Here is a 26,449-nt window from a genome sequence, read left to right as displayed (position 1 = left end):
GCTCAATCCGCCCAGATCGATCACGGCAAATGCGCAGGCGGTTGTCATACGCATCGCTGATGGAAACCAACACACCGTTACGAAAGTGATAAAACCGCGACGCTTGGGCCAGCACCAGCTCATCAGGAGCCGAGCCTAAATAGATCGCCGCTTCGGCCAGGCTGTTGGTGATCGCCGGTCGAGTAGAAGTCGGCAAGGGCAGGGTAGTCGAGCGGTTCTCATGATCGGTCCACACCACCGAATCGCCCGACACCGCAAGCCGATGGGCCAGTCCATGACTCCAACCAAACCCCAACCCACAATCCACATCCACCGCACTGGTGCGATACAGCCGCGTCCACGCAAACGGCAAAATCCCATCCAACGCGCCATCGGTGAGGGTCAGCAATTCCTCGCCGGTGACCATCGACACCGGGCAGCCGTTGGTGACGGTCTTGTCCGCTGGTGCCGCCGCATCTCCCTTCGGATTCGACGCCACGGCAGGCGCATCATCGACGTGTTCCTGCCGGACCAATACGGTCTGCCGGGTCTTGCTGCGCACCACCGGCACCGGGTTCGAAACCAGCGTTTCGCCCGCCTTCAACGGCACCACCGGCACTGCCTTGACCGGCACCGCTGCGCTATTGAGCAACACAGGCTTGGCGGCCTCGACATGAGTGTCCAACCGCGGCCCCGAGACTTGCTTGGCCAGCAATTCCAGCAACGCCCGTGCTTGCCCGGACTTGACGCCACTGAGTACCCGAGACCCCAACCGCACCGCGATACCCATCGCCCCCAAGGCATAAATCAGCAGCAGGTTGATCAGCACCTCACCGGTGATTTCTCCCCACAGTTCAGTCATCTGCGGCGGCGGCAACATGCGCATCCAACTGACCAGCGCCGACACATGGATGAACAGCAGCGGCTCATCGCTGAGCACTAACAACCCCTTGGCGATGGAGTCATTACCCAGTGCCAGCAGCTCGTCGAGTTCAGTGTGTGAGAGGTACTGCAGCAGCTTTTCGCTGTTGGGCTTGAGGTTCGCGAGCAGCTCATACAGCTGTGTGACGGTGTCCCAGAGGTCGTAAAGCGCCTTGCCCATTCCGCTGAGAAACGCCGTTTCCAGCAGTCGGCGCCGGTCAAGCGGGCTGATGTCTGTGTGGTTTTTCCACTGGGCCTCGAAGGTGCCGGTCCATTCGTTGCGCAGCCGACTTTCCAACCCTGCGATCACCGACTGGTAGGACGCATACAGCGCCTTGACGTGTTCGCGGGAAACGTTGGGGTAAAAGCTCACCCGGTATTGCTGGTTGCGATCACACTCGGTGATCTCAAGGATGCCGCTCGGGCCGATGGTCTTGTGGATGGGCTCGCCCAACGGGCCGCCGTTTGGATCAACGCGTTGCAACAGCACCGCCGTGTTGCCGATCGGCACGAACCGCGTGCTCTGGAACATATGCACCAGGGTCAACGTACCGTTGGCCTGGCAAGTGGCGACGGTGCTGCCGGGAAACAGGGAGCGATTGATCGGGGCAACGAGCGCTACCTCGTCGCCGACCTTGAACACCTGCTCAAGCGCCAGCGCCGAGAAGCTCCAGAAGCTATCGGCCCAATCGTCAAAGGTATTCAGGCAATCGCGAAAATCACGGAAGACGCTTTCAACGTCGACCGTTTTCACGTCCATTGGTGTCAGGGCGAGCCTGCCAATGGCCGGGTTCAAGTGGCTGTCCCGGGGGGCAAAGCATTAACGGAGCAGTACATCGGCGGTCCCTCGCACTCAATGATCAGGCGAGGGACTTTGCAGCGGTTCGCAGGGCAGAGGAGTAGAGCTTATCCGGCAGTTATGTGGGATGTTTCAGCTAGGGGCCGGCATCCGCTTCGGTTCACCGACGAACCCCGGTTAGACTTACCTGTCGATATCTGCACTGCCCGTCCCGTCGTTAACCAAGGAAGCCTCATGTATCCAAGTCGTCTGCTCTTTTGCCTCATGCCTTTGCTGGTGCTGGCCGGTTGCTCCACCTCCCGTGGCCCGCAGCAGCCCGAACGCAGTGAGGCCGAGGTGAAGGCGCAGATCGTGCGCCTGTTGCCCGCCAAGGTTTCGGACCGCAATGGTTGGGCTCAGGACATCTACACCGCCTTCGACACCCAGAAGATCTACCCCAGCACCGAAAACATCTGCGCCGTGCTGGCGGTGACCGAGCAGGAGTCTACCTATCACGTCGACCCACCCGTGCCAGGCATGGGCAAGATCGCTCAGGACGAAATCCTGCGCCGCGCCGGCAAGGTGCATGTGCCGGCCTTCGTGGTACGCAGTGCCCTGCAATTGCGTTCGCCTACCGGAAAAACCTACGCCGACCGCCTGAATGCCGCACGCACGGAGAAGGACTTGAGCGCGATCTTCGACGACTTCATCAGCATGGTGCCGCTGGGCAATACCTTGTTCGGCGGCTTCAACCCGGTGCACACCGCAGGCCCGATGCAGGTCAGTATCGACTTTGCGCAGAAGCAGGCACGCGGTTATCCCTACACGGTCGACGGTACGATTCGCCGCGAAGTGTTCACCCGTCGCGGTGGCATGTACTTTGGTATCGCCCATTTGCTCGGCTACCCGGTGAGCTATGACCAGCCGCTGTACCGCTTTGCCGACTTCAATGCCGGTTGGTACGCCAGCCGCAATGCCGCGTTCCAGGCTGCAGTCAGTCGTGTTTCAGGCAAAGAGCTGGCGTTGGATGGCGACTTGATCCGCTATGGCTCATTGCTGCCCGGCACCACCGAGCTGGCGGTGCGTTCACTGGGGGCGAAGTTGGATATGCGCAACCCGAGCATCCGCAGTCAACTGGAGCAGGGCGAGCAGTTGGATTTCGAGGACACCACCTTGTACAAGCGCGTTTTCAGCCTGGCCGACCAGGCGGCCGGCAAGCCGCTGCCACGGGCGATCCTGCCGGGTATTGTGCTCAAGAGCCCGAAGATCACCCGCAACCTGACCACGGCCTGGTTTGCCAAGCGCGTGGATGAGCGTTACCAGCGCTGCATGAAGCGCTGATCAACCGCGACGCTTGACGAACCGGCGCCACAAGCCCACCCACAGCCACACCACCGGGAACGCCAGGATCACGAAGGGCAGCACATAGCTGGCACGTTCCAGGGCGTCTGCTGTGCCGTTCACCAGGTTGTCTCCCAGGTTGCTGAACATCCGGGTGAACCTTGACACCTGGTTGGCGCCGTCGGAGGAACGGAAGTTCAAGGTTACGCGGTTGGTGTCGAGGCGGCGTTGCTGGCCGGCGGCAACCTGAGCCAATGCCTGTAACTCATTTTCGATACCGGCTTGCTCCTTGCTAAGAACGATCAAGTCGCTGACGGTGATGTCCTTGCGCTTGGCCAGTTCATCGAGGCGTTGCTGCTGGGCTTGCAGGCGCTCCTGGCGGCGGCGCACATCGGCGACCGCATCGGCCAGGTCTTCAGCGGTCGTGATGCGCTGGCCGAGTTTGCCGCCTTCAGCCGCGAGGGCGACCATGGGTTCCACACCCGTGGGTGCAATCCGCAGGATAATCTGGCCACCCTCGCCGTCTTCGGTAATACCCAGAATATTGCAGGCACCCAGGCGTGCGGTTTCACACGCCTCACGGGTGGCCTGCATACGCGGCGCGAGCAGGGCACCGGGCAGGGCCAGGGTCAGTTCATGCTCATAGGCCAGTTGCGCCCCGGCCTTGCCTTGCTCGCCATTGATGACCGTGGCGCGAGAGTGGTCCTTGGGGGAACAACCGGCCAAGGCCAGGCCGGCGAGCAAGATCAACAGCGGCGCGCGAAGCGGGTGGGAGTTGCCGTCCAGGTGGCGCATGGCGTTTCCTTGAAATGTGCAGAAGAAATTGGCCGAGATTAAAGCGGGTCTGGCCCATTAACGCAAAGCATTGCCCGGGATTTGTCCGGCTGATGGCGTTTGCCACGCTGAGTTTGCAGGTGCAGGTGCAGGTGCAGGAGCGTGTGGTGCTGCGGGCGAGCGCGGTGTTTGCGGTGCCGCACGCTGACAGGCAGTGAGATCAAATGTGGGAGCTGGCTTGCCTGCGATAGCGGTGTGTCAGTTAGCAATGATCTGACTGATAGACCGCTATCGCAGGCAAGCCAGCTCCCACATTTTGACCGAGTTCATTCAGGGGTATCGATAAAAGAAAAGGCCTGGCTTTTCGTGGAGCCGGGCCTTTTCTGTGTTGCTCTTATTGGCATGGGGCTGCTACGCAGCCCAACGGGAGCAAGCTCCCTCGCCACAATAGCGATTCGATTCAGTTGCGTTCGAGCGCCAGGGCGACGCCTTGGCCGCCGCCGATGCACAGCGTCGCCAAACCTTTCTTGGCGTCGCGCTTGATCATTTCATGCAGCAGAGTCACTAGCACGCGGCAGCCTGAGGCGCCAATCGGGTGGCCGATGGCGATCGCACCGCCGTTGACGTTGACCTTGTCCGCGTCCCACTCCAGCTCTTTGCCCACTGCCAAAGATTGCGCAGCGAAAGCTTCGTTGGCCTCGATCAGGTCCAGGTCAGCCAGTTGCCAGCCTGCCTTGTCCAGGCAGCGGCGGGTGGCCGAGACCGGGCCGATGCCCATGATGGCCGGGTCGACGCCCGCGTTGGCGTAGCTGGCGATACGCGCCAGTACGGGCAGGCCGAGAGCCTTGGCTTTGTCGGCGCTCATCAGCATCACGGCCGCAGCGCCGTCGTTCAGGCTGGAGGCGTTGCCGGCGGTGACGCTGCCGTCTTTCTTGAACGCCGGCTTGAGCTTGGCCAGGGAATCGGCGGTGGTACCGGCGCGGGGTTGTTCGTCCACCGCGAAAGCCACCGGGTCGCCTTTGCGCTGAGGAATCAGGATTGGGGTGATCTCATCGGCAAAACGCCCGGCTTCAATGGCTGCGGCGGCTTTTTGCTGGGAGGCTGCGGCGAACGCATCCTGGGCTTCACGGCTGATACCGTACTTGTCCACCAGGTTCTCGGCGGTGATGCCCATGTGGTAGTCGTTGAACGCGTCCCACAGGCCATCGGTGATCATGCTGTCGATCATCTTCGCGTGGCCCATGCGCAAACCGGTGCGCGCGGCGGGTAATACGTAGGGGGCCAGGCTCATGTTTTCCATGCCACCGGCGATGATCACCTCGGCGTCGCCGCAACGGATGGCCTGTGCGCCCAGATGCAAAGCCTTGAGGCCCGAGCCGCAGACCTTGTTCAGGGTCAGGCTGGGCACCGCGTGGGGCAGGCCGGCGAGGATCGAAGCCTGGCGCGCCGGGTTCTGGCCGCTGCCTGCAGTGAGCACCTGGCCGAGGATCACTTCATCGACCTGGGCCGGGTCCAGGTCGGTCTGCTCCAGCAGGCGACGGATCACGGCGGCACCCAGTTCCGGGGCCGGAATGTTCGCCAGCGAACCTTGGAAGCTGCCCACGGCGGTGCGGGTGGCAGCAACAATCACGACGTCTTGCATGGAATCTGTCCTCACTGGAAGTGCATTTCTGGAACGTGGTCCGGGACGATCAGTTTACCGGCGGTCTTGCTCACAATCTCTTCAACACTGACGCCAGGTGCGCGTTCCTTGAGGACAAAAGCGCCATTTTCGATTTCCAGGTACGCCAGGTCCGTCAGTACACGCTTGATGCAGTTGGCGCCGGTCAGCGGCAGGCTGCAGTGGCTGAGCAACTTGGACTCACCGTCCTTGGACGCATGGGTCATGATCACGATGATGTTTTCCGCACCGGCCACCAGGTCCATGGCGCCGCCCATGCCCTTGACCAGCTTGCCGGGGATCATCCACGAAGCGATGTTGCCTTGCACGTCCACTTCGAATGCGCCCAGTACGGTGAGGTCGACATGCCCACCGCGAATCATCGCGAACGACTCGGCGGAGGAGAAGATCGAGGCGCCGATGCGTGCGGTGACGGTCTGCTTGCCGGCGTTGATCATGTCGGCATCAATGGTGTCTTCAGTCGGAAACGGGCCCATGCCGAGCAGGCCGTTTTCCGATTGCAGCATCACTTCCATGCCGTCGGGGATGTAGTTGGCCACCAGGGTCGGAATGCCGATGCCCAGGTTCACGTAGTAACCGTCCTGCATTTCGCGGGCGACGCGTTGAGCCATTTGTTCGCGGGTAAGAGCCATGGTTGTTTCCTCTTATTGTTCTGGACGTGGATTACTTGCGGACGGTGCGCTGTTCGATGCGCTTCTCGAAGGTGCCGCAGATGATCCGGTCGACGTAGATGCCAGGGGTGTGGATCTGCGCCGGGTCCAGTTCGCCCGGTTCGACGATTTCCTCGACTTCGACCACGGTGATCTTGCCCGCGGTGGCGGCCAGTGGGTTGAAGTTCTGGGCGGTGTGGCGGTAGATGACGTTGCCGAAGTGGTCGGCTTTCCAGCCTTTGACGATGGCGAAATCGCCGGTGATCGATTCTTCCATCAAATACGGGCGGCCATTGAATTCGCGGGTCTCCTTGCCTTCGGCAACCGGAGTGCCGACGCCGGTAGCGGTGAAGAAGGCCGGAATGCCGGCCCCGCCTGCGCGCATTTTTTCTGCCAGGGTGCCCTGGGGGGTGAGGACTACTTCGATTTCGCCACTGAGCAGTTGCTTCTCGAACAAGGCGTTTTCACCCACGTAGGAGGCGATCACCTTGCTGATCTGTTTTTCTTCAAGCAACACGCCCAGGCCGAAGCCATCGACGCCGCAGTTGTTGGAAACCACCGTCAGGTCACGGGTGCCTTTGCGCTTGATCTCGGCAATGAGGTTTTCCGGAATGCCGCACAGGCCAAAACCGCCGGAGAGTACGGTCATGCCGTCTTCCAGGCCTGCCAGCGCTTCTTCATAGGACGCCACGCGTTTATCGAAACCTGCCATATGCACCTCTTTTATTGTGTGTGGTCCAGCCAGTGAGTTGAGTGTTGCGCCAGTGGATTGATTTGTTAAGTTGTTTTTTAAGGTTGATTGATTTAGAAAACAGCATAGTCCAACCGCTGTCTGGAGCTGCCTTATGACCGTCAAACAGATGCGTGCCTTTCTCGCCGTTGCGCAAAGCCTGAGTTTTGCGGCTGCCTGTGAGCGCCTGCACCTTTCCCAGTCGGCATTAAGCTTGACCATCAAAGGCTTGGAAGAGGGCTTGGGCGGGCGCCTGTTCAGCCGCAATACCCGTAACGTCGCGCTGACCCCTGAAGGCGAATCGCTGTTGCCCCTGGCGCGACGGTTGATTGCCGACTGGGACAACGCCGAGGACGAACTGCGTCAGCGTTTTACCCTGCAACGGGGGCGCGTGACGGTGGCGGCCATGCCGTCGTTTGCCGGGAACCTGTTGCCGCCGATCCTGAAGATATTCCGCGCGCGTTACCCTCAGGTGAATGTGACAGTGCATGACTTGATCAACGAACAGGTGCTGGAGATGGTGCGCGACCGTCAGGTGGAGTTGGGCGTGGCGTTCGAGCCGTCCGAAGGGTCGTCGTTGGCGTTTACGCCGTTGTACCTGGACCGCTTTATCGCCGTGGTGCCAGGGGATTCGTCGTTGGCTCAGCGTGCCGAAATTGATTGGAAAACCTTGCTGGAGCAGCCGTTTATTACGTTGCAACGGCCCTCTACGGTGCGGGTGATGCTGGAAGAACACCTCGGCGCCTTGCAGATGAAACTACCGGTAGCGTTGGAGAGCCATCAACTGGCGACTGTCGGCAAGATGGTCGCCAGCGGGCTGGGCGTCAGCGCCGTGCCCGCGTTATGCGCTCGGCAGATGGAGGAGGCGGGTGCCCGTTGCATTACCTTGACCGGCCCGGTGATCGAGCGCCCGATTGGGGTGCTGACCAAACCGGGGCATGAGTTGTCGGCGGCGGCGCAAGTGTTGTTCGATATTTTTCGCGATGAGGCGGGGAAGGGCAGGTTTCCAACGTTCTAACGCTATAAAAAATGCGGAAGCTGGCAAGCCAGCTTCCGCATGGATGGAGTAATACTTAGTAGTAACGGTCGATCACTTTAACTTGCGAGCTGTCTTTGAAAGATGCCCAGGCATTGTTGAGTGTATCGAACACCTGCTCGATAAAGTTGCGATCAGCTGCAGCCTTCTTGCCGACATAACCCTGGCCACGACGGTACATCTTCAGGCGCGCCGCCAGTTCACGGTTATTGCGGTCGAACTCGGCTTCTTCGGTATGGGGCGCCAGGCAGTCAATTTGCACTTCGCCCGATTTGCCAATCCACAGGATATGGTCGTCGAGTGTGTCTTTCTGCGCTGCGAACATCTCAGCCAATTCATCGATAGTTGGTTGGTTGTTCAGATTCATGTGTAAGCCCCTTGACCAGTTGGCGATCTATCAATTGATTCGTTAAAACTGCTTAGTTGTCTCCGGTTCCGAAAACCGGGCGTCAGTCACGGTCTGCCGAATACGGGCAGGGTCTTGAACCTGATGCATGTAGTCTTGCTGATGAACTGCTACGCAACGCTTTCATAACGAAGACAAGCAGCGTTTTAGCTCCTTGTACCGGACCCTTTCGGGACTGGTCAGCTTCATCAATCTGCCTTGTGGGCAGTGCACATCCGGAAAAACAGCTCGGCGGTCAGACGAGCCTGTTCAAAACGCTTGTTACCAACGCTCCCGATCCGGGAGACGTCTAGATCATGCAAGGACAAAAAGGTTACGTCAACGATTATGTAGTGATTATTTTTGAGCACTACATAATTTGCTGTGGGGACGGGGAAATGCGAGAAAACGTGACTTGGGCGTCATTTTTTGGCGGTGCAGGTCGGGCGTTTAACCCGCCCTGTAGGAGCGAGCTTGCTCGCGAAAAACCTGAGCCCACCGCAAGGGTGTCAGGTGTTCCGAGTCATCGTTGACGATTTTCGCGAGCAAGCTCGCTCCTACAGAGGGTGGAGTCGGTCGACTAACAATGGCAGCAGTTGCTCGCAGGATGCCTGGATTTTAATCTGCAGCAGCTCATCCCCCCGAGTCTTGCCCAGGTTGATCGCGATCACCGGCTTACCCTGTTCGACCATCGCCTTGCACAGGCGAAACGCCGAATAGGCCATCAGCGACGAGCCCACCACCAGCAGGCCCTCAGCGTGGTCTATCGCGGTCATCGCCTTGAGCGCCGTCGCAGGTGAGACATTCTCGCCAAAGAACACCACGTCAGGTTTGAGCCGTTCGCCATGGCAATGGGGGCAGCGGGGTACCTGAAAGCGCTGTTCAAACGCCGGATCGAGCAACGTGTCGCCATCCGGTGCTTGCACAGCGTGAACCTTCGCCATATGCGGGTTATCGACTTCCATCTGCCGCTGGATCACATCGCGCTCGCTGCGCAGTTGGCAATCCAGGCACAGCACGCGATGCAAGCTGCCATGCAGTTCGATCACGTCATGGCTGCCGGCCTGGTCATGCAGGGTGTCGACGTTTTGCGTGATCAGCCCGCTGATCAGCCCACGCTGTTGCAGCGTCGCCAGGGCCAGGTGCGCCTTGTTCGGCTGCGCAATACGTACCCGCGGCCAACCCAGCATCGCCCGTGCCCAGTAACGACGCCGCGCCTCGGGAGTGGCAAGAAACTCCTGGTACATCATCGGCGCCTTGCCCCGGCGTACACCTTCACCGTCGCGGTAATCCGGTATGCCCGATGAGGTGCTGATGCCCGCACCGGTCAGTACGACAAAGCGCCGGTCGGCCATGGCTCGGTACAGGGTGTCGAGGTGGTCTTCCTGATGTGCCAGGGTGTCGAGCATGGGTTCCACCTATTCGCCGCGGATGTACTGCTCCAACTGTTTGATCAAGGCGGCTTGCTCAGCAATGGCTTCCTTGACCAGGTCACCGATGGACAGCAGGCCCAACAGTTTGCCGTCTTCGACCACCGGCAGGTGGCGCAGGTGACTGTCGGTCATGATGTTCATGCATTCCTCGACGCTCTTATGGGTGTCCACCGTTATCACCGGCGAACTCATGACCTCATGGACCTTGGTGGTGACCGACGACAGGCCCTTGAGCATGATTTTGCGGGCGTAATCGCGTTCGCTGATGATGCCTACCACCACGTCATCCTTGACCACAGGCAAGGCCCCGACGTTTTTCTCCGACATCCGCACCAGCGCTTCAAACACGGTGTGGTCCCATTTGATCGTGTGGACGTCCTGGTTTTTTTGGTCCTTGGCTTTGAGCAATTGTGCGACGGTCTTCATGGCGGCCACTCCGGTGTTGTTGTTGGTAGTCCAGATCCCCTACAGAATCCTAGACCGAACCCGTCGTAGCAAGGTCCAATACGGCGTTAAACCTGTCGAAAAACGTCATTTGCCGGATTTTTACGTGTTTTAGCCTGCTGTTGTCGGTTTCTTTGCCCGCTTTGGACTGGCGGCCGCCTTGCGTGGAGCGCTCTTGCGTTTCTTCTTCCAGGGCGTGGCGCCTCGACCGGCAGGGCTGGCGGGGCCGGTGATGGTCATGCGCATACCGTTACAGCGCGCCACTTGCTTGCTCATCCACGCCGCTTGCTTGGCGACGAATTCTTCCAGGCTCATTTCGCCGCTTTGCACCATGTCCAGCGCTTGTTCCCAGATAGCGGTGGTGCCGGGGTCGGCAATGGCGCGGGGTACCGCGTCGATCAGGCTGAACGCCGCCGGGGTTGCAGACAGGGCCTTGCCGTTTTTCACCAGGTAACCGCGGTCCAGCAAGCCCTGGATGATCCCGGCGCGAGTGGCCTCGGTGCCGATGCCGGTGGTGTCCTTGAGCTTCTGCTTGAGCAGCGGGTCTTGCACCAGTTTGGCGACGTTTTTCATCGCCTTGATCAGGTCGCCCTCGGTAAAGGGTTTGGGCGGTTGGGTCCACAGGTCCTTTAGGTTGACCTTGGCCACGGCATAGTCCCGGCCCTGTACCAGCGTCGGCAAGGCCTGGGGGGCGGGGGCTTCTCGGCCTTTGCTGGGCGCCAGTGCTTCAGGCAATGCGCGTTTCCAGCCCGCTTCGATGATGACTTTGCCCACCGCACGCAACGCCTGCCCGGCACAGTCGAAATCCGCCTGGGTGCGGTCGTATTCATGGTTGGGCAGGAACTGCGCCAGGTAGCGCGCACGTATCAGGGTGTACACCGCACGGTGTTTGCCGGTCAGTTGGCTGACATCCTTGCCGGCCCCGGTGGGGATGATGCCGTGGTGGGCACTGACTTTGGCATCGTTCCAGGCCCGCGAGCGGCGTTGGGGGTCAATGTGCGGCATCAGTTCGTTGACCGCCGCATCTGCACGGCCCAGCGCCGCGAGGATCTTCGGCGCCTCACTGTGCTGGCTCAGCGGCAGGTAGCCGCAATCGCTGCGCGGGTAGGTGATGGCCTTGTGGGTTTCATAAAGGGATTGGGCAATATCCAGAGTTTCCTGGGCGCCCAGGCCTAGCTTTTTCGAACAGATTTCCTGCAATGTGCCGAGGTCGAAGGGCAGGGGGGCTACCTCGCGCATGCGTTCGGTACGCAGTTTAACCAGCCGCGCGGTGTTCGCGTTGCCCATGGCGTTGGCCGCGTCCCGCGCCAGTTGCGGGTTGAGGCAACGGCCCTGGTCATCGCAGGCATCTTCGTTGGCGCGCCACTGGGCGGTGAAGGTCATGCCTTCGTGACGCAAGTCGACATCAATGGCCCAGTACGCCACCGGCACGAAGTCGGCGATGCTGCGATCACGGTCCACCACCAGGCGCAGGGTCGGGGTTTGCACACGGCCTACCGGCAATACGCCCTGATAACCGGATTGGCGCCCCAGCAAGGTAAACAGACGGCTCATGTTCATGCCGATCAGCCAGTCGGCGCGGGAACGGCCCAGGGCGGAGTGGTACAGGCTGAAGGTTTCGGCGCCCGGTTTGAGTGCCGCAAGGGCCTTGCGAATGGAGGCATCGTCGAGTGCCGATAGCCACAGCCGCTGGATCGGCCCGCGATAGCGGCAATGCTCCACCAGTTCACGGGCAATCATTTCGCCCTCACGGTCGGCGTCGGTGGCGATCACCAATTCATGGGCTTCCCCCAGCAAGCGCTTGACGGCCTTGTATTGGCTGGCGGTCTTGGGCTTGACCAGCATCTTCCATTTTTGCGGGACGATCGGCAGATCGGCCAGCACCCAGCGTTTGTATTTGGCGTCGTAGGCGTCGGGCGGGGCGGTTTCCAGCAGGTGGCCGATGCACCAGGTGACGGTAACCCCGTTGCCCACCCAGCAGCCGTCGCCGCGGCGGCTGGCGCCGAGCACGGCCGCGATATCCTTGGCCTGGGAGGGTTTTTCACAGAGGTACAGCCGCATGGTCATCACATCAGATCGGGTTGATGCCTTGCAGGATGCTTAGTCAGAAGGATTTGAGCAACCATTATCTGTATGGATGTACAGCAATTTGTGTGTGCCAGCCCACTGTAGGAGCGAGCTTGCTCGCGAACATCGTTAACGATAACGCGGGGAACCTGTTGCCCCGCGTCGCTCTCAGGTTCTTCGCGAGCAAGCTCGCTCCTACAGGGAAGAGGTATCAGTTGTTGTCGATGTCCACATGTCGGGTTTCTTTAAGGCAGAACAACCCTACGATCAGGCTCACCCCGGTCACCACCACCGGGTACCACAAGCCATAGAAGATATCGCCGGTGTACACCACCAGGGCGAACGATACGGTCGGCAGGAAGCCGCCGAACCAGCCGTTGCCGATATGGTAGGGCAGGGACATCGAGGTGTAGCGAATACGCGTCGGAAACAGCTCCACCATCAACGCCGCCAATGGCCCGTAGCACATGGCCGCGATCAGGATCAGCACAACGATCAGCACCACCACCATGACCTTGTTGACCTGTGCCACGTCCGCCGAAGACGGGTAGCCGGCCAGGGTCACGGCGCCACGCAGTGCCGCTTCATCAAAGCCGTCGATGCGCACATCGCCTACGCTCACCTGCACCGGGCTGCCTGCCGGGGCGGCGGCGCTGCTGTAGGGCAGGCCCTGCTTGACCAGGAAGGTCTTGACCTTGTCGCATGGGCTGTCAAAACGCGCCTTGCCCACCGGGTCGAACTGAAAGGTGCAGGTGGCCGGGTCGGCCATCACGGTGATCGGCGCCTGCCGGCTGGCCTGGTCCATCGCCGGGTTGGTGTAGTGGGCCAGGCCCTTGAAGATCGGGAAGTACAGCGCGGTCGCCAGCAGCAGGCCGAGCATCAGCACTGGCTTGCGCCCGACCTTGTCCGACAGCCAGCCAAACAGGATAAAGAACGGCGCGCCAATCACCACGCTGATGATCAGCAGCATATTGGCCAGTGCCGGGTCCATGCGCAGGAACTGGGTGAGGAAGAACAGCACATAGAACTGCGCCGCGTAAAAGGTCACGGCCTGCCCGCCGTTGATGCTGAACAGGGCGATCAGTACGACCTTGAGGTTTTCCCATTGACCGAACGACTCACGGATCGGCGCCTTGCAGGCCTTGCCTTCCTCTTTCATTTTCAGGAAAGACGGCGACTCATGCAGGCTCATGCGGATCCAGGTCGAGATGCCCAGCAGCACGATGGAAAACAGGAACGGAATGCGCCAGCCCCACACTTCGAACTGATCGCCGGTGAAGTAACGGCAGGCCAGCACCACCAGCAGCGACAGCAGCAGGCCGAGGGTGGCGGTGGATTGAATCCAGCTGGTATGCAGCCCGCGCTTGCCTGGCGGCGCATGTTCGGCCACATAGGTGGCCGCGCCGCCGTACTCGCCGCCCAGGGCCAGGCCCTGCAACATGCGCAGCACGATCAGGATGATCGGTGCGGCGATGCCGATGCTGGCGTAGGTCGGCAGCAGCCCGACGCAGAAGGTCGCCACGCCCATCAAGATGATGGTGACGAGGAAGGTGTACTTGCGCCCGATCATGTCGCCCAGGCGGCCGAACACCAGCGCACCGAATGGCCGCACTACAAAGCCTGCGGCGAAGGCCATCAGGGCAAAGATAAACGCCGTGGTGTCGTTGACCCCGGCAAAGAACTGCTTGCTGATCACCGCCGCCAGCGCGCCGTAGAGGAAAAAGTCATACCACTCGAACACCGTCCCAAGGGAGGAGGCGAAGATGACTTTTCTTGATTCGTTGGCAGTGCTTGCACTGGCCGCCGAGCCCAGGGGTTGAGCATGTTCTGACATTGGGTGTCCCTCACAGTGATTATTTATTGTTGTTCCACTGTCGGCGCCAATCTCGGCGCCGGTGTTTTTCAACTTCATAGTGCGTTAATGATTACGCGGGGTGCCCTGTGGTGCGCGGTGCTGGTGGGTTTTTCGCGAGCAAGCTCGCTCCTGCAGTGTTGGGTGACAGGATTAGCTGCGCGGCCTTCTCCGCGATCATCAGCGTGGGTGAGCAGGTATTACCGGAGGTGATGCGCGGCATGATCGACGCATCGGCAATGCGCAGGCCGGGGATGCCGTGTACGCGCAGTTGGCTGTCGACCACGGCGTCTTTGTCATCGCCCATGCGGCAGGTGCCCACCGGATGGAAAATCGTGGTGCCGATCCGTGCGGCGGCCTCGTGCAGTTGTTCTTCAGTTTGCAGGTCTTGGCCGGGCAGGTATTCCAAGGGTTTGAACTGGCTCAAGGCGGGCGCGGCGACGATGCGTCGGGTCAGGCGGATGGCGTCGGCGGCCACACGCAAGTCCTCGGGGTGGCTGAGATAGTTGGGTTGTATCAGGGGGGCATCCGCCGGGTTGGCCGAGCGAATATCTACGCGTCCGCGGCTTTGCGGGCGCAGGTCGCAGACCGATGCGGTAAACGCCGGGAAGCCGTGCAGCGGTTCGCCAAAACGCTCCAGGGACAGCGGCTGTACATGGTATTCAAGGTTGGCCGAGGTCTGTTCCGGGCCGGATCGGGCAAATGCGCCCAATTGGCTCGGCGCCATCGACAGCGGGCCGCTGCGGTCGTACAGGTAGCGCAGGCCCATGCCCATTTTGCCCCATAGCGTGCCGGCGATCTGGTTGAGGGTGCGAGCGTTTTCCAGTTTGTAGATCAGGCGCAGTTGCAGGTGATCCTGCAGGTTGCCGCCTACGCCTGGCAGTTCATGCACCACATCAATGCCCAACGGCTTGAGCACGTTGGCGGGGCCGATCCCGGACCGCTGCAGAATGCCCGGCGAGCCCACAGCGCCGGCGCACAAAATGATCTCCTTGCGCGCTTTCCAGTTGAGCTGCTGGCCGTGTTGACGTCCGACAACCTGGGAAGCGCGGCCGTTTTCCAGTAGCACGCGGTCGACCTCCACCTCGGTCAACACGGTCAGGTTGGGGCGCTGGCGGATCGGCTTGAGAAACGCCTTTGCCGCATTCCAGCGCACGCCGGCCTTCTGGTTGACCTGGAAGTAGCCGCAACCCTCGTTATCGCCCTGGTTGAAATCATTGATGTTGGCGATGCCGCTCTGGGCTGCCGCCTCACGAAACGCATCGAGGATCGGCCACGACAGGCGCTGCTGCTCGACGCGCCACTCGCCACCGTCGCTATGGAATTGTGAGCCGCCGGCGAAGTGGTTTTCGCTTTGTTTGAACAACGGCAGCACATCGTTCCAGGCCCAGCCCGGGTTACCCTGCGCCGCCCAGCCGTCATAGTCCTGGGCCTGGCCGCGCATGTAGATCATGCCGTTGATGGACGAGCAGCCGCCGAGCACTTTGCCCCGTGGGTAACTCAGGGCGCGACCTTGCAGGCCGGCCTGCGCCTCGGTTTTGAAGCACCAGTCGGTGCGCGGGTTACCGATGCAAAACAGGTAGCCGACGGGGATATGGATCCAGGGGTAATTGTCGCGGCCACCGGCTTCCAGCAGCAGGACGCGGTGGGCCGGGTTGGCGGACAACCGATTGGCCAGCAGGCAACCGGCGGGGCCGGCGCCGACCACGATGTAATCGTATTCAGCAATTGCGATGGTCATCTGGGGCTCGCTTGTTTTTCTTATTGGCCCCATCCTAGTTGTTAGTTTTCGTCTTAAAAATGTTAGTTTTTACCCAGCTGCTGTGCGTTTTTAAACAGCGCGGTCCGGGCCGAGGCAATGGAGGCGATATGTTCGACTGGAATGACCTGCGGTTTTTTCTCGAGTTGCAGCGCAGTGGTCGCCTGCTCACCGCTGCGCAACGCTTGAAAACCACGCATGCCACCGTGGCCCGGCATATCGAGGCCATCGAGAAAAGCCTCGGCACTGCATTGTTCGTGCAACACGCTCAAGGCTATGAACTGACGCCCTCAGGCGAGGCGCTGCTCAAACATGCTGAAGCCATGGAGAACGTCGCACTGCTGGCCGAAGACGAACTCACCCACTCAGCCGCGCCCTTGGGCAAGATCCGCCTGGGGGTGGCCGAAGGCCTGGGTGTGATGTTCCTCGCCGGTCGCATGGGGGGGCTGTTCGAGCGTTACCCGGGGTTGGAAGTGGAACTGGTGGCGGTGCCGCGTTTTGTCAGCATCCTCAACCGCGAAGCGGAGATCAGCATCCACCTGGAACGCCCCAGCGTCGACCAACTGGTGACACGCAAACTCACCGATTACCGCCTGGCGTTGTATGCCAGCCGCGCTTATCTTGCGCGCCACCCGCCGATCGAAAAACGCGAAGACCTCGCCGGCCACGCCTGGATCGATTACGTCGATGACCTGCTGTTCAGCCAGGAACTGAAGTTCCTTCACAGCTTCTGTCGCAACCCCAAGGTGGTGTTCCACAGCACCAGCGTGATCGCCCAGCACCAGGCGGCGCGTTCGGGGTTGGGCATTGCCGTGTTGCCATGCTTTATGGCGGCGGGTGATCCGGATTTGGTGCCGTTGCTGCCGGCGGAGAGTATCCAGCGCAGCTACTGGATCAGCTCGCGTCGCGAGCTGCACAAGTCGGTGCGGTTGCGGGTGTTGTGGGATTATGTGGTGGAGTTGTGCGCGCGCGAGCAGAGTTTGCTACTCGGCGAATCCCGCTGACACACACGGACTAAAAGGTGGGAGCTGGCTTGCTCGCGAAGACGGCCTGCCAGCCGACACTTTTCTACCTGACACCCCACAATCCAATTGTGGGAGCTGGCTTGCCTGCGATGGCGGCCTACCAGCCGACACTTCTCTACCTGATACCCACCATCCAACTGTGGGAGCGGGCTTGCTCGCGAAGGCGGCCTGACAGTCGACACAGTTGGATTGCGTACATATCCATTGCTGCGGTAACGGCCACTTAGGGTTCCGCCCTGACGGCGGCTCACTTTTGAAAAGCCGGAATGCCGGCCCAGACAAAAGTAAGCAAAACGCTCTTGCCCCACCACTCGGCACCTCGCCTGGGCTCGGTGTGCCCGTAATCCGCCAGTGATTTGGGGGGCCGCCGCCACGCGCCATCCATGGCGCGGGGCGGCTAAACCGGCATCCCTGCCGGTTTACCCCCCAAATCCCTGTCGAATTCCTGCCAGCGTGGTTTGACGGGGCGCTTAAGATCAAGATCAAAAGCAGATCAAGAGCAAGAGCGGCTCGCTTCGCATCGTGGTTACCGTTGGCTGCAACAACCTCCAAGGTTGTGTGGATACCTATGCTGCGATGGCGATGTATCAGCCACTCATGTGCAGGCTGACCCGCCGTCTTCGCAGGCAAGCCAGCTCCCACATTTGGATCGCGGTGCGTCAGCTAGATCAGCGTCGGCTGTCAGGCCGTCACGGGAGCAAGCTCCCTCGCCACAGGTCCAGCGTTGTAGCGAAGTTGTGTAGATACCTATGCTGCGATGGCGGTGTATCAGTCACTCATGTGCAAGCTGACCCGCCGCCATCGCAGGCAAGCCAGCTCCCACATTTGGGCTATGGTGTGTGTCAGGGACGGTCTAGAACTTTACTACCTGATGCACCTGCTCGGCACACGCCCGAGCCTCGTCAATCATCTTGCCGAACGCATCACTGGTCACTTCAGCATGGGTCAGCCAGCGTTTTTTCTGGCTCAGGCGATAGTGATAGCGCAGCGAGCCATCCTGTAGTTTTCCGTCCAGGTCCAGGTCGTACCAGGGCGAGCGAACGGTGCAGCCGGGGATGGCTTTTTCCATCTTCCCGCCAGTCAGTGTGTAGGTGTAGTCGTAGGTTTCCGGGTTGCCCAGGTAAAGGTCAGCCTGTTGCCCCTGGCGACGGTAGTTGACGTAACCCTCCCAGCGGTCTTTCAACGACGGGTCGGTGTAGACATAGTCATTGGCCAGTTTTTCCAGGGCGCGCTGATCGTTCATGCGGGCGGTGACGCTGTAGCCGTCATGCACCACAAAGCCTGTGGGTTCGCGGGTGATCTGGCAGTCGCTGATGTCGTTGCCGAAGTTGGCGCAGATGTTCTGGTCGGTGGCGGTGGTGCCTTGCTGGCGGTCGGCGGCGCTCATTTGCATCAGCGGCAGGCGGCTGAAAATGATCGTCGCCTTGACCGCACCATCTCCCTCTTTGCCGTACTGCACCTGTTTGTCCAGGCGTATCGAGACTTCAGGGCGCTCCAGCGGGATGCGCTCTTCGCGCACCTGGCTCTGGGCGTCGTTGACCAGCACCCAGCGGTCCTGGATGTCGGGCATGGTCTGGCCGGGGGCGAAGACCGGATTGGTCGGGTCGAGCCACCACACCTGGCCATTCACTTCGGCACGCACGATGGCGTGGTTAGGCGCCTGGGTGCCCGGAATCAGCAAGGCATCGACCACATCACCACGGCTCACCCACGCGGTCTCGGCTTTGATGCCAACGGCCTTGAGCATGGCGGTCAGCAGCGTCGCCAGGTCTTTGCAGTCGCCGTAGCCATGCTGCTCGATTTCGGCCAGGCTAAATGGCACATAACCACGCTCGCTGGCGCGCCAGTCACCCAGGTAGCGGTAGTGATCATTGATGTGCTGCATCAGCGCGGCCACTTGCTCAGTCGGTGCCAGGCTGCGTGCGGCGGCCACGGCGACGGCGGCTTGCGCCGGCAGGTTGGCACCGAGAATCTGGTTGTAACGCTGGGCGAAATCACCGAAGTAAGCCTGACGTTCCAAGGCGCTACCGACTTCCAGGCGTGGGATGCGCAGCAGGGCGGCAGCCGAGGATTCATTGATGTAATTGAGGTAGATCGGCGCTTTAAGTGCCACGTCCAGGGTCTTGCCGTTGCTCGAAGGGGTGACGTTGAACGCATCGAACATTTCACTGCGCCAGTGGATCGGGCGTTCGGCGGTAAAGCGTGCCTTGAAGCGATCACGGCGGGCCGCACCGGGGCCGAACTTGAGCACGTAATGGAACTGGCTCATCAACGGTTTGGCCGGGTAGTGGTGGCGTACGGTGTAGCGGATCCTGGTGCCCACGCGCAGGTTGGGGAAGGCCAGGGAGGTTTGTTTATCGCGGCTGAAGCCCTGGTCCGGGTTGGGCGCGCTACGCGTGTCGATTTGTGTGGCCGCCAGGGCGACCGGCTTGGCGCCAGGCTGGGTGGACTGGGCGCTGATCACCTCAAAGGTATCGCCTTCGGAGTAATCGAAGTCGATGCGCGAGAGCATTTCGCGGCCGTTAGGCTTGAGGATCGTGTAGCGGTAGGTGGTGGTGCAGTCGGTACTGGCGTCGCGGTTGAAGTGGCAGTGCAATTCGGTGTCGTTGGCCAGTGGAGCTTCGGCGATAGGTTGCAGGGCAGCGCTGACGGAATGGGAAACAAGCCCCAGACTGATGGCAATCAAAGGGCGGTGAAACGAAAAACGGTACATGGGCGCCTCGGGTGACACATTGGAACAACTACCCGGCGGGTAGCGAGAAGGCGCCGGATGATAATGGGTCTCAACGGCAAAAGCCAGGATTGTTCGACAATTTATTCGCCTGAAAGGCCCGTTCTAGAGCCTTTCTTTGATTTAAGTCAGGGTTTTGACAAGTCTTTTTCGGCGACTTTTAAAGAAACCAGCGATATTCCCGCGCATGAATCTCTTGCTGGAAAGCCAAGTGATCCTGGCGCTTGTTCTCGCAATACACATCAACAAACTCCGCGCCCAGCTTGTCGCGCACGACCGGTTGCTGCTGCATGGCGCGCACGGCGTCGAGCATCTCCACCGGGAAATCGTTGCCGCTGTTACGGTCTTCGTTCAGGGGTGTGATGGGCTCGCGCTTGGCCTCAAGCCCATGCTCCAATCCCGCCAGAATTGCTGCCAACACCAGGTAGGGGTTGGCGTCGGCGCTGGCCAGGCGGTGCTCGATTCGCAAATTGCGCGGGTCGGACTCGGGGATGCGCACACATGCATCACGGTCTTCAAAGCCCCAACTGGCGCGGGTGGCGGCGTTGACGGTGCCACCCAGACGGCGCAACGCATTGTGGTTGGGTGCAAAGATCGGCATGCAGTGGGGCAGCAGTTCCAGGCAGCCGGCCACGGCGTGGCGCAGCGGTTGTTGTTGATGGGCGGCAAGCAGGTTATTGCCCGCAGCGTCGTAAAGGCTGACATGCACATGCATGCCGCTGCCGGGAAATTGCAGGTAAGGTTTGGCCATGAAACTGGCGCGGTAACCGTGCTTGAGTGCGACGCCTCGCGTACTGCGGCAGAACAGCGCGGCCCAGTCGGCGGCGCGCAGGCCATCGTCGCAGTGGCCAAAGTTGATCTCGAACTGGCCGGGGCCGATTTCGGCGGTGATCACGGTGATGTCGATGCCCTGTTGCTTGGCGGTTTGCGCCATGTCATCGAGCACTTCACTGAAACGCGAGAGCCGCTCGATATGCAGGTTGGGCTGGTCGTCGGCATCATCGCTGAGCGGGTCGCGGGCAAACTGCGGCAAGCCGTTGTCGAGCTTTTTATCGAACAGGTAAAACTCCAGCTCAAACGCGACCACGGGGTGAATGCCTTTGTGCTGCAAGCGTTCCAGCACCTTGGCCAGCACTTCGCGGGGCTCGAATTCGATCGGCGCTGCGGTGCCGTCCGAGGTGATGAGCATTTGCCCCAAGGGCTGCGATTCCCAGCTCACCGGCTTCAATGTGCCCGGCACCAGACGGCGATTGGCATCCGGGTCGCCATCGTTGAAGCAGTAGTCGCCAATCTTGAACAACCCACCCTGAGCCCCCAGCAACACCGCGTTTTGCGGCAACTTCAACGGGCTGCCGGCAGCGACTTTTTCAAGCATCTCCACCGGGTAGCGCTTGCCGTAGAAATGCCCGGGAATGTCCAGGGCGATCAGGTCGACATAACGCACGTCGGGGTGGTTCTGGCGAAAGGTCCGTACTTCGGCCAGCAACGTTGCAGATGGGCTTTTCACGGGTGCAGCTCCTAGTTGTAAACCCACAGGACGCGGGCGGGCAGGTCGGTCAGGTTGGCGTAGCGGCAGTGAGCGAAACTGGCCAGGTGGAAACTGTCGCCAGCGTGGAGGGTGACCGCATCGGGTTCACCCTCAACCCACAGCGTCAGCTCGCCCTCCAGCACAAAACCGGCCTGCTCGGCGCGGTCGCTCATGCTTTGCTCGCCGCTGTTGGCACCGGGAGCCAACAGGCTGTCGAGCATCGAGAACGCACCATTCATGCTTGGCGACACCAGGATGTCGGTAATGCCATTGGCGTAATACACCGTGCGCCGCTCGTTGGGGCGGGTCACCCACTCCACCGCCTTGGGTTTGGACAGGCTGTAGAAATACGTGGTGGGCACGTCAAGGGCGTGGCTGATGGCGGTCAGGTCGGCGACGGTGGGTTGCGACAACCCACGTTCCACTTGAGACAGAAAGCCCACCGAGCGCTCGATCTTTTGCGCCAATTGCGCCAGGGTGAGTTTCTTGTGCTTGCGCAGGTCGTGGATCAGGGTCGCAAGGGTGGCGAGTTCTTGTTGCTGGTTCATGAAATTTAATTCGAGTAATTTCATGAAAAATTACACGATTATTTTCACGCTCGCAAACCCTATGCACAAACCCTTGTGGTGAGGGAGCAATCTCTGGCCTACAGGGAAAAACTGAGTGGGGTGAATGATTGCGCGCCGCCGCGGTCGGAACCTGGGTACGCACCATTAATTGAAGGAGCACCCATGAAGTCGAAAACCTTAGCCGCTTGCCTGCTGGTTGCCGCCAGCTTTTCCACCGCCAGCGCTGTCGTGCAGGCCGGCGATACCCCTCAGGAAACCGTGCAACCTTCAAACATCAACGCCCGTGACTTGAAAGAAGGTGACCGCGCCCCGGACATCTTGATGCGCGAGGAATCAGCGATTAAAGACTGGAAAAAACACGGCCTCAAACAGCCCGAAGATGAGAGCCAATGGGCGCGTGTAGGTGACAAATACGTCCTGCTCAAGACCACCAACGGCACCATCCTCGAGATTACGCCGGTCAAGAAATAATCCTGCCGGGCCACCTGCTCGTTTCATGTTTCTTGCGTTAAGGTAACCGACCGCAATGGTCGCGTTACCTTAACAAAAAGAGAGCAGGATGCTTGCCACAATAAGAACCTACCCCCGCACCGTAAACCTGCTGCTGTGCGCCACGTTACTGCTGACGTTGGCCAAGGCCATCACCTTTCCCTACCTGGTGATCTACCTCACCAGCCATTTCGCTCTGGACATTACCCAGGTTGGCCTGGTGATCGGCAGTTCGCTGATCGTCGGCTCACTGCTCAGTGTGTACGGTGGTTTCCTGGTCGATCGCGTCAACAGCTATCGGCTGTTGCTCGCGTTGAGCCTGGTGTTTGTACTGGGGTTTATCGGCACGCTGTTGGCGCAGGATATTTGGGCGTTCTATGGCTGCCTGATTCTGATCAACCTGGCCTATGCGGTCATCGACATTGCGGTGAAAGCCGGCTTCGCCAGCCTGTTGCCCGAAGACGCACGCAGTGAAGTGTTTTCCATCAAATACACCCTCACCAATATCGGTTATGCCGTGGGACCGGCCTTCGGCGCGATGGTGGCCAAGCTGGACATCAGCCTGCCGTTTATCCTGTCGGCGCTGCTGGGGCTGGGGTTTTTCCTGCTGTATTGGCGGTGGGGCGACCGCACCTTGGCCACTGTGGATGCCACGCAAAAACCGGTGCCGTTTCTGGCCGTCGCCCGCGTGCTGCTGCAAGATCGCCGTCTGGTCTGTTTCACCCTCGGCGGTTTGCTCAGTGCGGTGGTGTTCGGTCAGTTCACGGCCTACCTGTCTCAATACCTGGTAACCACCACCACCGCCGAATACACCTACACCGTGATCAGTGCAGTGCTGACCACCAACGCCGTGCTGGTGATTGCCTTGCAGTATCTGATTGGTCGGCGCATTTCGCATCGCTATCTCAGCCAATGGCTGATCGCGGGCTTGAGCATGTTCATGCTGGGGTTGATCGGTTTCGCGCTGTCCACCAGCGTGTTGTGGTGGGTATTGGCAATGGCGGTGTTTACGGTTGGGGAAATTATCGTGTTCCCGGCCGAATACATGTTTATCGACCGAATCGCCCCGGACCACCTGCGGGGCATGTATTACGGGGCGCAGAACCTGTCCAATCTGGGGGCCGCGCTGGGGCCGGTGCTGTGTGGGCTGGTGTTGGCCAGCCTGCCGGCCCACTATATGTTCTACATGCTGGGCGCGTTTATCGTTGGCGGCGGGGTGTTCTATTTCATGGGAGCGGCGTTGAAGGCAGATCATCCAGTGTGAGCTTGCCGACGTTGTTGCTTTGCAGCTCGTAGCGCAACTCATCCACCATCTTCGCCACTTCCTGCGGGGTTTGCAGGCGTTTGGTGCTGATACCCGTGACCACCAGGTCGACTCGGCCGGTCTCGGCGTCGAAGACCTTGAGGGTCAAGGAAGCGTCCCGGCACAGGGTGAATTCGCACGTGAGCGGTGAAAGGCCTTCTTCGATGCAGTTGCGCAGTTGAGAGAGGGTAAACATGCGGGTTCCTTCAAGGCATAAATACGATCCCTTGAAGGTTATTGCGTGCCCCCTCGCGCCATAAGGCGAATTCGCACTAGATGAACTAGTGCATTTGCGCGGGTCAGGGCTTGTTCTTGAGGCGCAGTTCACCGGCAAACAGCCCGCGTTCACGGGCCCAAACGATGGCCGCGCTGCGGCTGTGCACCCCCAGCTTGGAATACACCGTGGCCACATGATTGCGCACGGTATTGGGCGCCAGCTTCAGGCGCGAGGCGATCTCCTTGTCCGCCAGGCCCTCGCAGATCAGGCCCAATACATCACGCTCACGAGCGGTCAGGTCGGTGAAGGAAACATTCGGCAGGTTGGGGCTGTTGACGCTCTTGGCATTGGCCAGTTTCTCGATCAGGGTCTGGCTGAACCAGGACGCGTCCTGCATGACTTCCTCGATGGCCGCCACCAGTTCCAGCTCCGAGCGTTTGCGTTCGGTGATGTTCATCAGCACCATCAGGTAGCAGGGCACGTCCTGAATGATCACAGTATCGGCGGACACCACACAGTCGATCACCTCGTTGCCTTTCTTGCGCACCTTGAGGTCCTGGCCTTCAAGGTTGCCGGCTTTTTCCAGGGTGGCGAACAACTGCGCGCCGGCCTGGGGGCTGTCGATAAAATTGATGTCTTCGATGGATTTGCCGATCAGTTCTTCGCTGATGTAGCCGGTGATGGTCATGAAGGCTTCGTTGATATCCACCACCTGGCGGTTGTCGGCGCTGCACACCAGGGTGGGTACCGGCGTAAGGCGAAAGGATTTGGCGAAGCGTTCTTCACTCTGGCGCAAGGCGATTTCGGCTTTGCGCCGTGGCTCAAGGTCGGTGAAGGAAAACAACATGCAGTCTTCCTCGTTCATGTCCAACGGTTGGCCGGCGACGATCACCAGTTTGCTGCCACCTTCGGGCAATCTCAGTTCGGCCTGCATCTGCGGAATAGTTGCGCCTTCGCCCAGGCGCTGGATCGCCAGGTCTTTGCGCTCGGCCTGTTCCAGCACATCCAGCTCATACACGGATTTGCCGATGACCTGGTCGCGGTTGTAGCCGGTCATCTCCAGGAAACCCTGGTTGACCTTGATGTAGCGCAGGTCACTGAGGCGACAGATCACCGCCGGTGCCGGATTGGCATTGAAGGTTTTCTCGAAGCGTTGCTCGGCGCTCGCCCATTCGGTGGCGTCGGTGAGGATCAGCACCAGCAGCTCCGGCTCCCCCTGTGCATCGGACAGTACCAGGCTGCGCAGGCGGTGCACCCAGCAGCGACTTTCATCGGCGGCGGGGGTAACTTCCACCACCACATCGCTGAACTCCTCGCCCGCGGCCACGCGGCTCAAGGGGTAGCTGTCCAGCTGTAACGGATGATTATTGCGATAGCGCAAGGCGAAACGCTCGGCATAGGCCTCGGTATTGGCACCCAGTTCCTTAACGGTGCTGACCCCGTGCATGGTCAAGGCTGCGTCGTTGGCCCACAGGATAGTTTGATCGACCTCGGCCAGAATCACGCCGTCGGACAACCCGGAAATGATCTGCTGCAACTGGCGGCGGTTGGTTTCTTTGGCAAGAACATCCTGGGTCATAACGTCTCCGAGGGGGGTAAGGCTTGGGTGCATTCGAGTACGACATCCCGGCTTCAGGATAGTGCAGAGAATTTGCCTTGGGGGAAGTACTAATGCACCAGCCCGCCTGGTGCAAATGGGCCAGGACTGAACGTATGTCGTTTCGCCACACTCACACTCAACAAGGCGCATTGCCTTGCTCCCACATTTGAAAAGGACCTTTGTATGACCACTGTCTATGAAACCAATCGATCGCTGTTTCGCGTGTCATGGAGCTCGGTATTGGCCGGTAGTGCAATCGCACTGGTCACCTACCTGGTGTTGAGTGTATTGGGTACGGCAATCGGCGCCAGCGCCGTTGACCCGATGGAAGCCGGCAACCCATTGAGCGGCTTCGGCACGGGTGCAGGTATCTGGCTGTTTGTGTCGACATTGGTCGCCATTGCGCTGGGCGCATTTGTGGCCGGTCGCACGGCGCCGGATCGCGGCGGGCTGCACGGGGTGCTGACCTGGACCTTGACCACCTTGCTGACCACCTGGCTATTGGCAGGCTTGGCTTCCAGCGTTGTCGGCACCGCCGGTAACGTCGTGGGTAAAGGCTTGTCTGCTGCGGGCAGTGGCATTGCCGCCGCAGCGCCGGGCATTGGCAACAGTATCAAGCAGCAGTTGAACGAGCAGGGGATCGAGCTGGACTGGAACAGCCTGCAAGGCCAACTCGATACCTTGCTCAAGCAAAGTGGCAAGGCTGAATTGGACCCTGCCAACGTCGAGCAGAAAGCCGACCAGGCCGCAGCCGATGGCAAACAATCGGCTACCGATGCAGCGACCAACCCTGCCCAGGCCGGTGATGAGCTCAAGCAGTGGTTCGAGCGGGTAAAAGCGTCCGGCGAGCCAGCCCTGAATGCAGCGGATAAAGAGGCCCTGGTCAACATCGTCGCGGCCCGTACCGGCAAGAGCAAAGAGGAAGCCACCCAGATCGTCGACAACTATGCCCAGGCTTATCAGCAAGCCATGCAAAAGGTCGATGAGCTGAAAAAACAGGCTGAACAAAAAGCCCGTGAAGCCGGTGAAGTGGCGGCCAAGCAATTGTCCCGCGCTGCCTGGAGCACCCTGGCCATGTTGCTGTTGGGCGCGGCCTTGAGCTTCTTTGTCGGCCGTATCGCGCTGACTACTCGTCGCGTGCCTTTGGCTTAAAACTG

22 protein-coding genes are annotated in these 26,449 nt (G+C 60.3%); 6 read left to right on the top strand and 16 right to left on the bottom strand.

Features of this window, described 5'->3' with window-relative positions; genetic code table 11:
• Positions 1-1,660: DUF6531 domain-containing protein (locus JFT63_RS23340; RefSeq protein ID WP_233102389.1), on the bottom strand; the 1,660-nt coding region annotated here is incomplete at its 3' end.
• 273 nt (positions 1,661-1,933) lie between these two features.
• Here JFT63_RS23340 and JFT63_RS23335 point away from each other — a divergent pair.
• A complete protein-coding gene (locus JFT63_RS23335; RefSeq protein ID WP_198844880.1) occupies positions 1,934-3,019 on the top strand; it encodes a DUF1615 domain-containing protein in 1,086 nt (361 codons plus the stop codon).
• Here JFT63_RS23335 and JFT63_RS23330 read toward each other — a convergent pair whose 3' ends face one another.
• From JFT63_RS23330 to JFT63_RS23315, 4 genes are all read right to left on the bottom strand, one after another.
• Positions 3,020-3,814, bottom strand: a complete 795-nt coding sequence (locus tag JFT63_RS23330; RefSeq protein WP_198844879.1) for a DUF4349 domain-containing protein — start codon at positions 3,812-3,814, stop codon at positions 3,020-3,022. It abuts the gene before it with no gap.
• A 439-nt stretch (positions 3,815-4,253) separates the two neighbouring features.
• Positions 4,254-5,435, bottom strand: a complete 1,182-nt coding sequence (locus tag JFT63_RS23325; protein WP_198844878.1) for an acetyl-CoA C-acetyltransferase — start codon at positions 5,433-5,435, stop codon at positions 4,254-4,256.
• A gap of 11 nt (positions 5,436-5,446) precedes the next feature.
• Complete coding sequence (locus tag JFT63_RS23320; RefSeq protein ID WP_186563296.1) at positions 5,447-6,106, bottom strand: CoA transferase subunit B; 660 nt, start codon at positions 6,104-6,106, stop codon at positions 5,447-5,449.
• A 31-nt stretch (positions 6,107-6,137) separates the two neighbouring features.
• Entirely contained in the window at positions 6,138-6,836 is a 699-nt protein-coding gene (locus JFT63_RS23315; protein ID WP_010211319.1) for a CoA transferase subunit A, read from the bottom strand.
• A gap of 133 nt (positions 6,837-6,969) precedes the next feature.
• Between JFT63_RS23315 and JFT63_RS23310 the strand changes: the two genes are divergently transcribed.
• Positions 6,970-7,872, top strand: coding sequence for a LysR family transcriptional regulator (locus tag JFT63_RS23310; protein ID WP_057704304.1), 903 nt, complete (start codon positions 6,970-6,972; stop codon positions 7,870-7,872).
• 55 nt (positions 7,873-7,927) lie between these two features.
• On the opposite strand, the gene JFT63_RS23305 is transcribed toward JFT63_RS23310, so the two are convergent.
• The 6 genes from JFT63_RS23305 to JFT63_RS23280 all read right to left on the bottom strand — a co-directional run bounded on the left by JFT63_RS23305 (position 7,928) and on the right by JFT63_RS23280 (position 15,812).
• Positions 7,928-8,257, bottom strand: coding sequence for a hypothetical protein (locus JFT63_RS23305; RefSeq protein ID WP_003190335.1), 330 nt, complete (start codon positions 8,255-8,257; stop codon positions 7,928-7,930).
• Between the two features lie 575 nt (positions 8,258-8,832).
• Positions 8,833-9,684: an NAD-dependent protein deacetylase gene (locus tag JFT63_RS23300; RefSeq protein WP_198844877.1), complete on the bottom strand. Its 852-nt coding sequence runs from the start codon at positions 9,682-9,684 to the stop codon at positions 8,833-8,835.
• Positions 9,685-9,693: 9 nt separating this feature from the next.
• A complete protein-coding gene (locus JFT63_RS23295) occupies positions 9,694-10,134 on the bottom strand; it encodes a CBS domain-containing protein (RefSeq protein WP_198708503.1) in 441 nt (146 codons plus the stop codon).
• Positions 10,135-10,263: 129 nt separating this feature from the next.
• Positions 10,264-12,213 carry a DNA topoisomerase III gene (locus tag JFT63_RS23290; RefSeq protein ID WP_198844876.1) on the bottom strand — a complete coding sequence of 650 codons (1,950 nt, stop codon included), beginning with the start codon at positions 12,211-12,213 and terminating at the stop codon, positions 10,264-10,266.
• A gap of 217 nt (positions 12,214-12,430) precedes the next feature.
• Entirely contained in the window at positions 12,431-14,053 is a 1,623-nt protein-coding gene (locus JFT63_RS23285; protein ID WP_198844875.1) for an MFS transporter, read from the bottom strand.
• A 91-nt stretch (positions 14,054-14,144) separates the two neighbouring features.
• On the bottom strand, positions 14,145-15,812 hold the full coding sequence (locus tag JFT63_RS23280) for a GMC family oxidoreductase (protein ID WP_198844874.1): 1,668 nt from the start codon (positions 15,810-15,812) through the stop codon (positions 14,145-14,147).
• A gap of 128 nt (positions 15,813-15,940) precedes the next feature.
• Between JFT63_RS23280 and JFT63_RS23275 the strand changes: the two genes are divergently transcribed.
• A complete protein-coding gene (locus tag JFT63_RS23275) occupies positions 15,941-16,834 on the top strand; it encodes a LysR family transcriptional regulator (protein ID WP_198844873.1) in 894 nt (297 codons plus the stop codon).
• 874 nt (positions 16,835-17,708) lie between these two features.
• On the opposite strand, the gene JFT63_RS23270 is transcribed toward JFT63_RS23275, so the two are convergent.
• From JFT63_RS23270 to JFT63_RS23260, 3 genes are all read right to left on the bottom strand, one after another.
• Positions 17,709-19,568, bottom strand: coding sequence for a DUF3857 domain-containing transglutaminase family protein (locus tag JFT63_RS23270; protein ID WP_198844872.1), 1,860 nt, complete (start codon positions 19,566-19,568; stop codon positions 17,709-17,711).
• Between the two features lie 178 nt (positions 19,569-19,746).
• On the bottom strand, positions 19,747-21,093 hold the full coding sequence (locus JFT63_RS23265; RefSeq protein ID WP_198844871.1) for a glutamine synthetase family protein: 1,347 nt from the start codon (positions 21,091-21,093) through the stop codon (positions 19,747-19,749).
• 11 nt (positions 21,094-21,104) lie between these two features.
• Positions 21,105-21,662, bottom strand: coding sequence for a helix-turn-helix domain-containing protein (locus tag JFT63_RS23260; RefSeq protein WP_198844870.1), 558 nt, complete (start codon positions 21,660-21,662; stop codon positions 21,105-21,107).
• Between the two features lie 183 nt (positions 21,663-21,845).
• On the opposite strand from JFT63_RS23260, the gene JFT63_RS23255 reads away from it, so the two are divergent.
• A complete protein-coding gene (locus JFT63_RS23255; protein ID WP_057704010.1) occupies positions 21,846-22,154 on the top strand; it encodes an RcnB family protein in 309 nt (102 codons plus the stop codon).
• An 88-nt stretch (positions 22,155-22,242) separates the two neighbouring features.
• Entirely contained in the window at positions 22,243-23,436 is a 1,194-nt protein-coding gene (locus tag JFT63_RS23250; protein ID WP_198844869.1) for an MFS transporter, read from the top strand.
• Here JFT63_RS23250 and JFT63_RS23245 read toward each other — a convergent pair.
• The gene (locus tag JFT63_RS23245) at positions 23,399-23,671 is read right to left on the bottom strand and encodes a DUF1652 domain-containing protein (RefSeq protein WP_198844868.1); all 273 of its coding nucleotides are present in this window, start codon (positions 23,669-23,671) and stop codon (positions 23,399-23,401) included. The two genes, JFT63_RS23250 and JFT63_RS23245, sit on opposite strands and share 38 nt — an antisense overlap.
• Before the next feature lie 103 nt (positions 23,672-23,774).
• A complete protein-coding gene (locus JFT63_RS23240; RefSeq protein WP_057704013.1) occupies positions 23,775-25,271 on the bottom strand; it encodes a PAS domain S-box protein in 1,497 nt (498 codons plus the stop codon).
• Between the two features lie 204 nt (positions 25,272-25,475).
• Here JFT63_RS23240 and JFT63_RS23235 point away from each other — a divergent pair, with 204 nt between their 5' ends.
• Entirely contained in the window at positions 25,476-26,444 is a 969-nt protein-coding gene (locus tag JFT63_RS23235; RefSeq protein WP_186563459.1) for a hypothetical protein, read from the top strand.
• The last annotated feature ends 5 nt before the right edge of the window (positions 26,445-26,449 follow it).

Source organism: Pseudomonas sp. MF7453 (assembly GCF_016405455.1).
In the GTDB taxonomy this organism is placed as follows: domain Bacteria; phylum Pseudomonadota; class Gammaproteobacteria; order Pseudomonadales; family Pseudomonadaceae; genus Aquipseudomonas; species Aquipseudomonas paralactis.
Note: the sequence above shows the minus strand (reverse complement) of the source record. Positions and strands in the feature narration are given on the sequence as shown.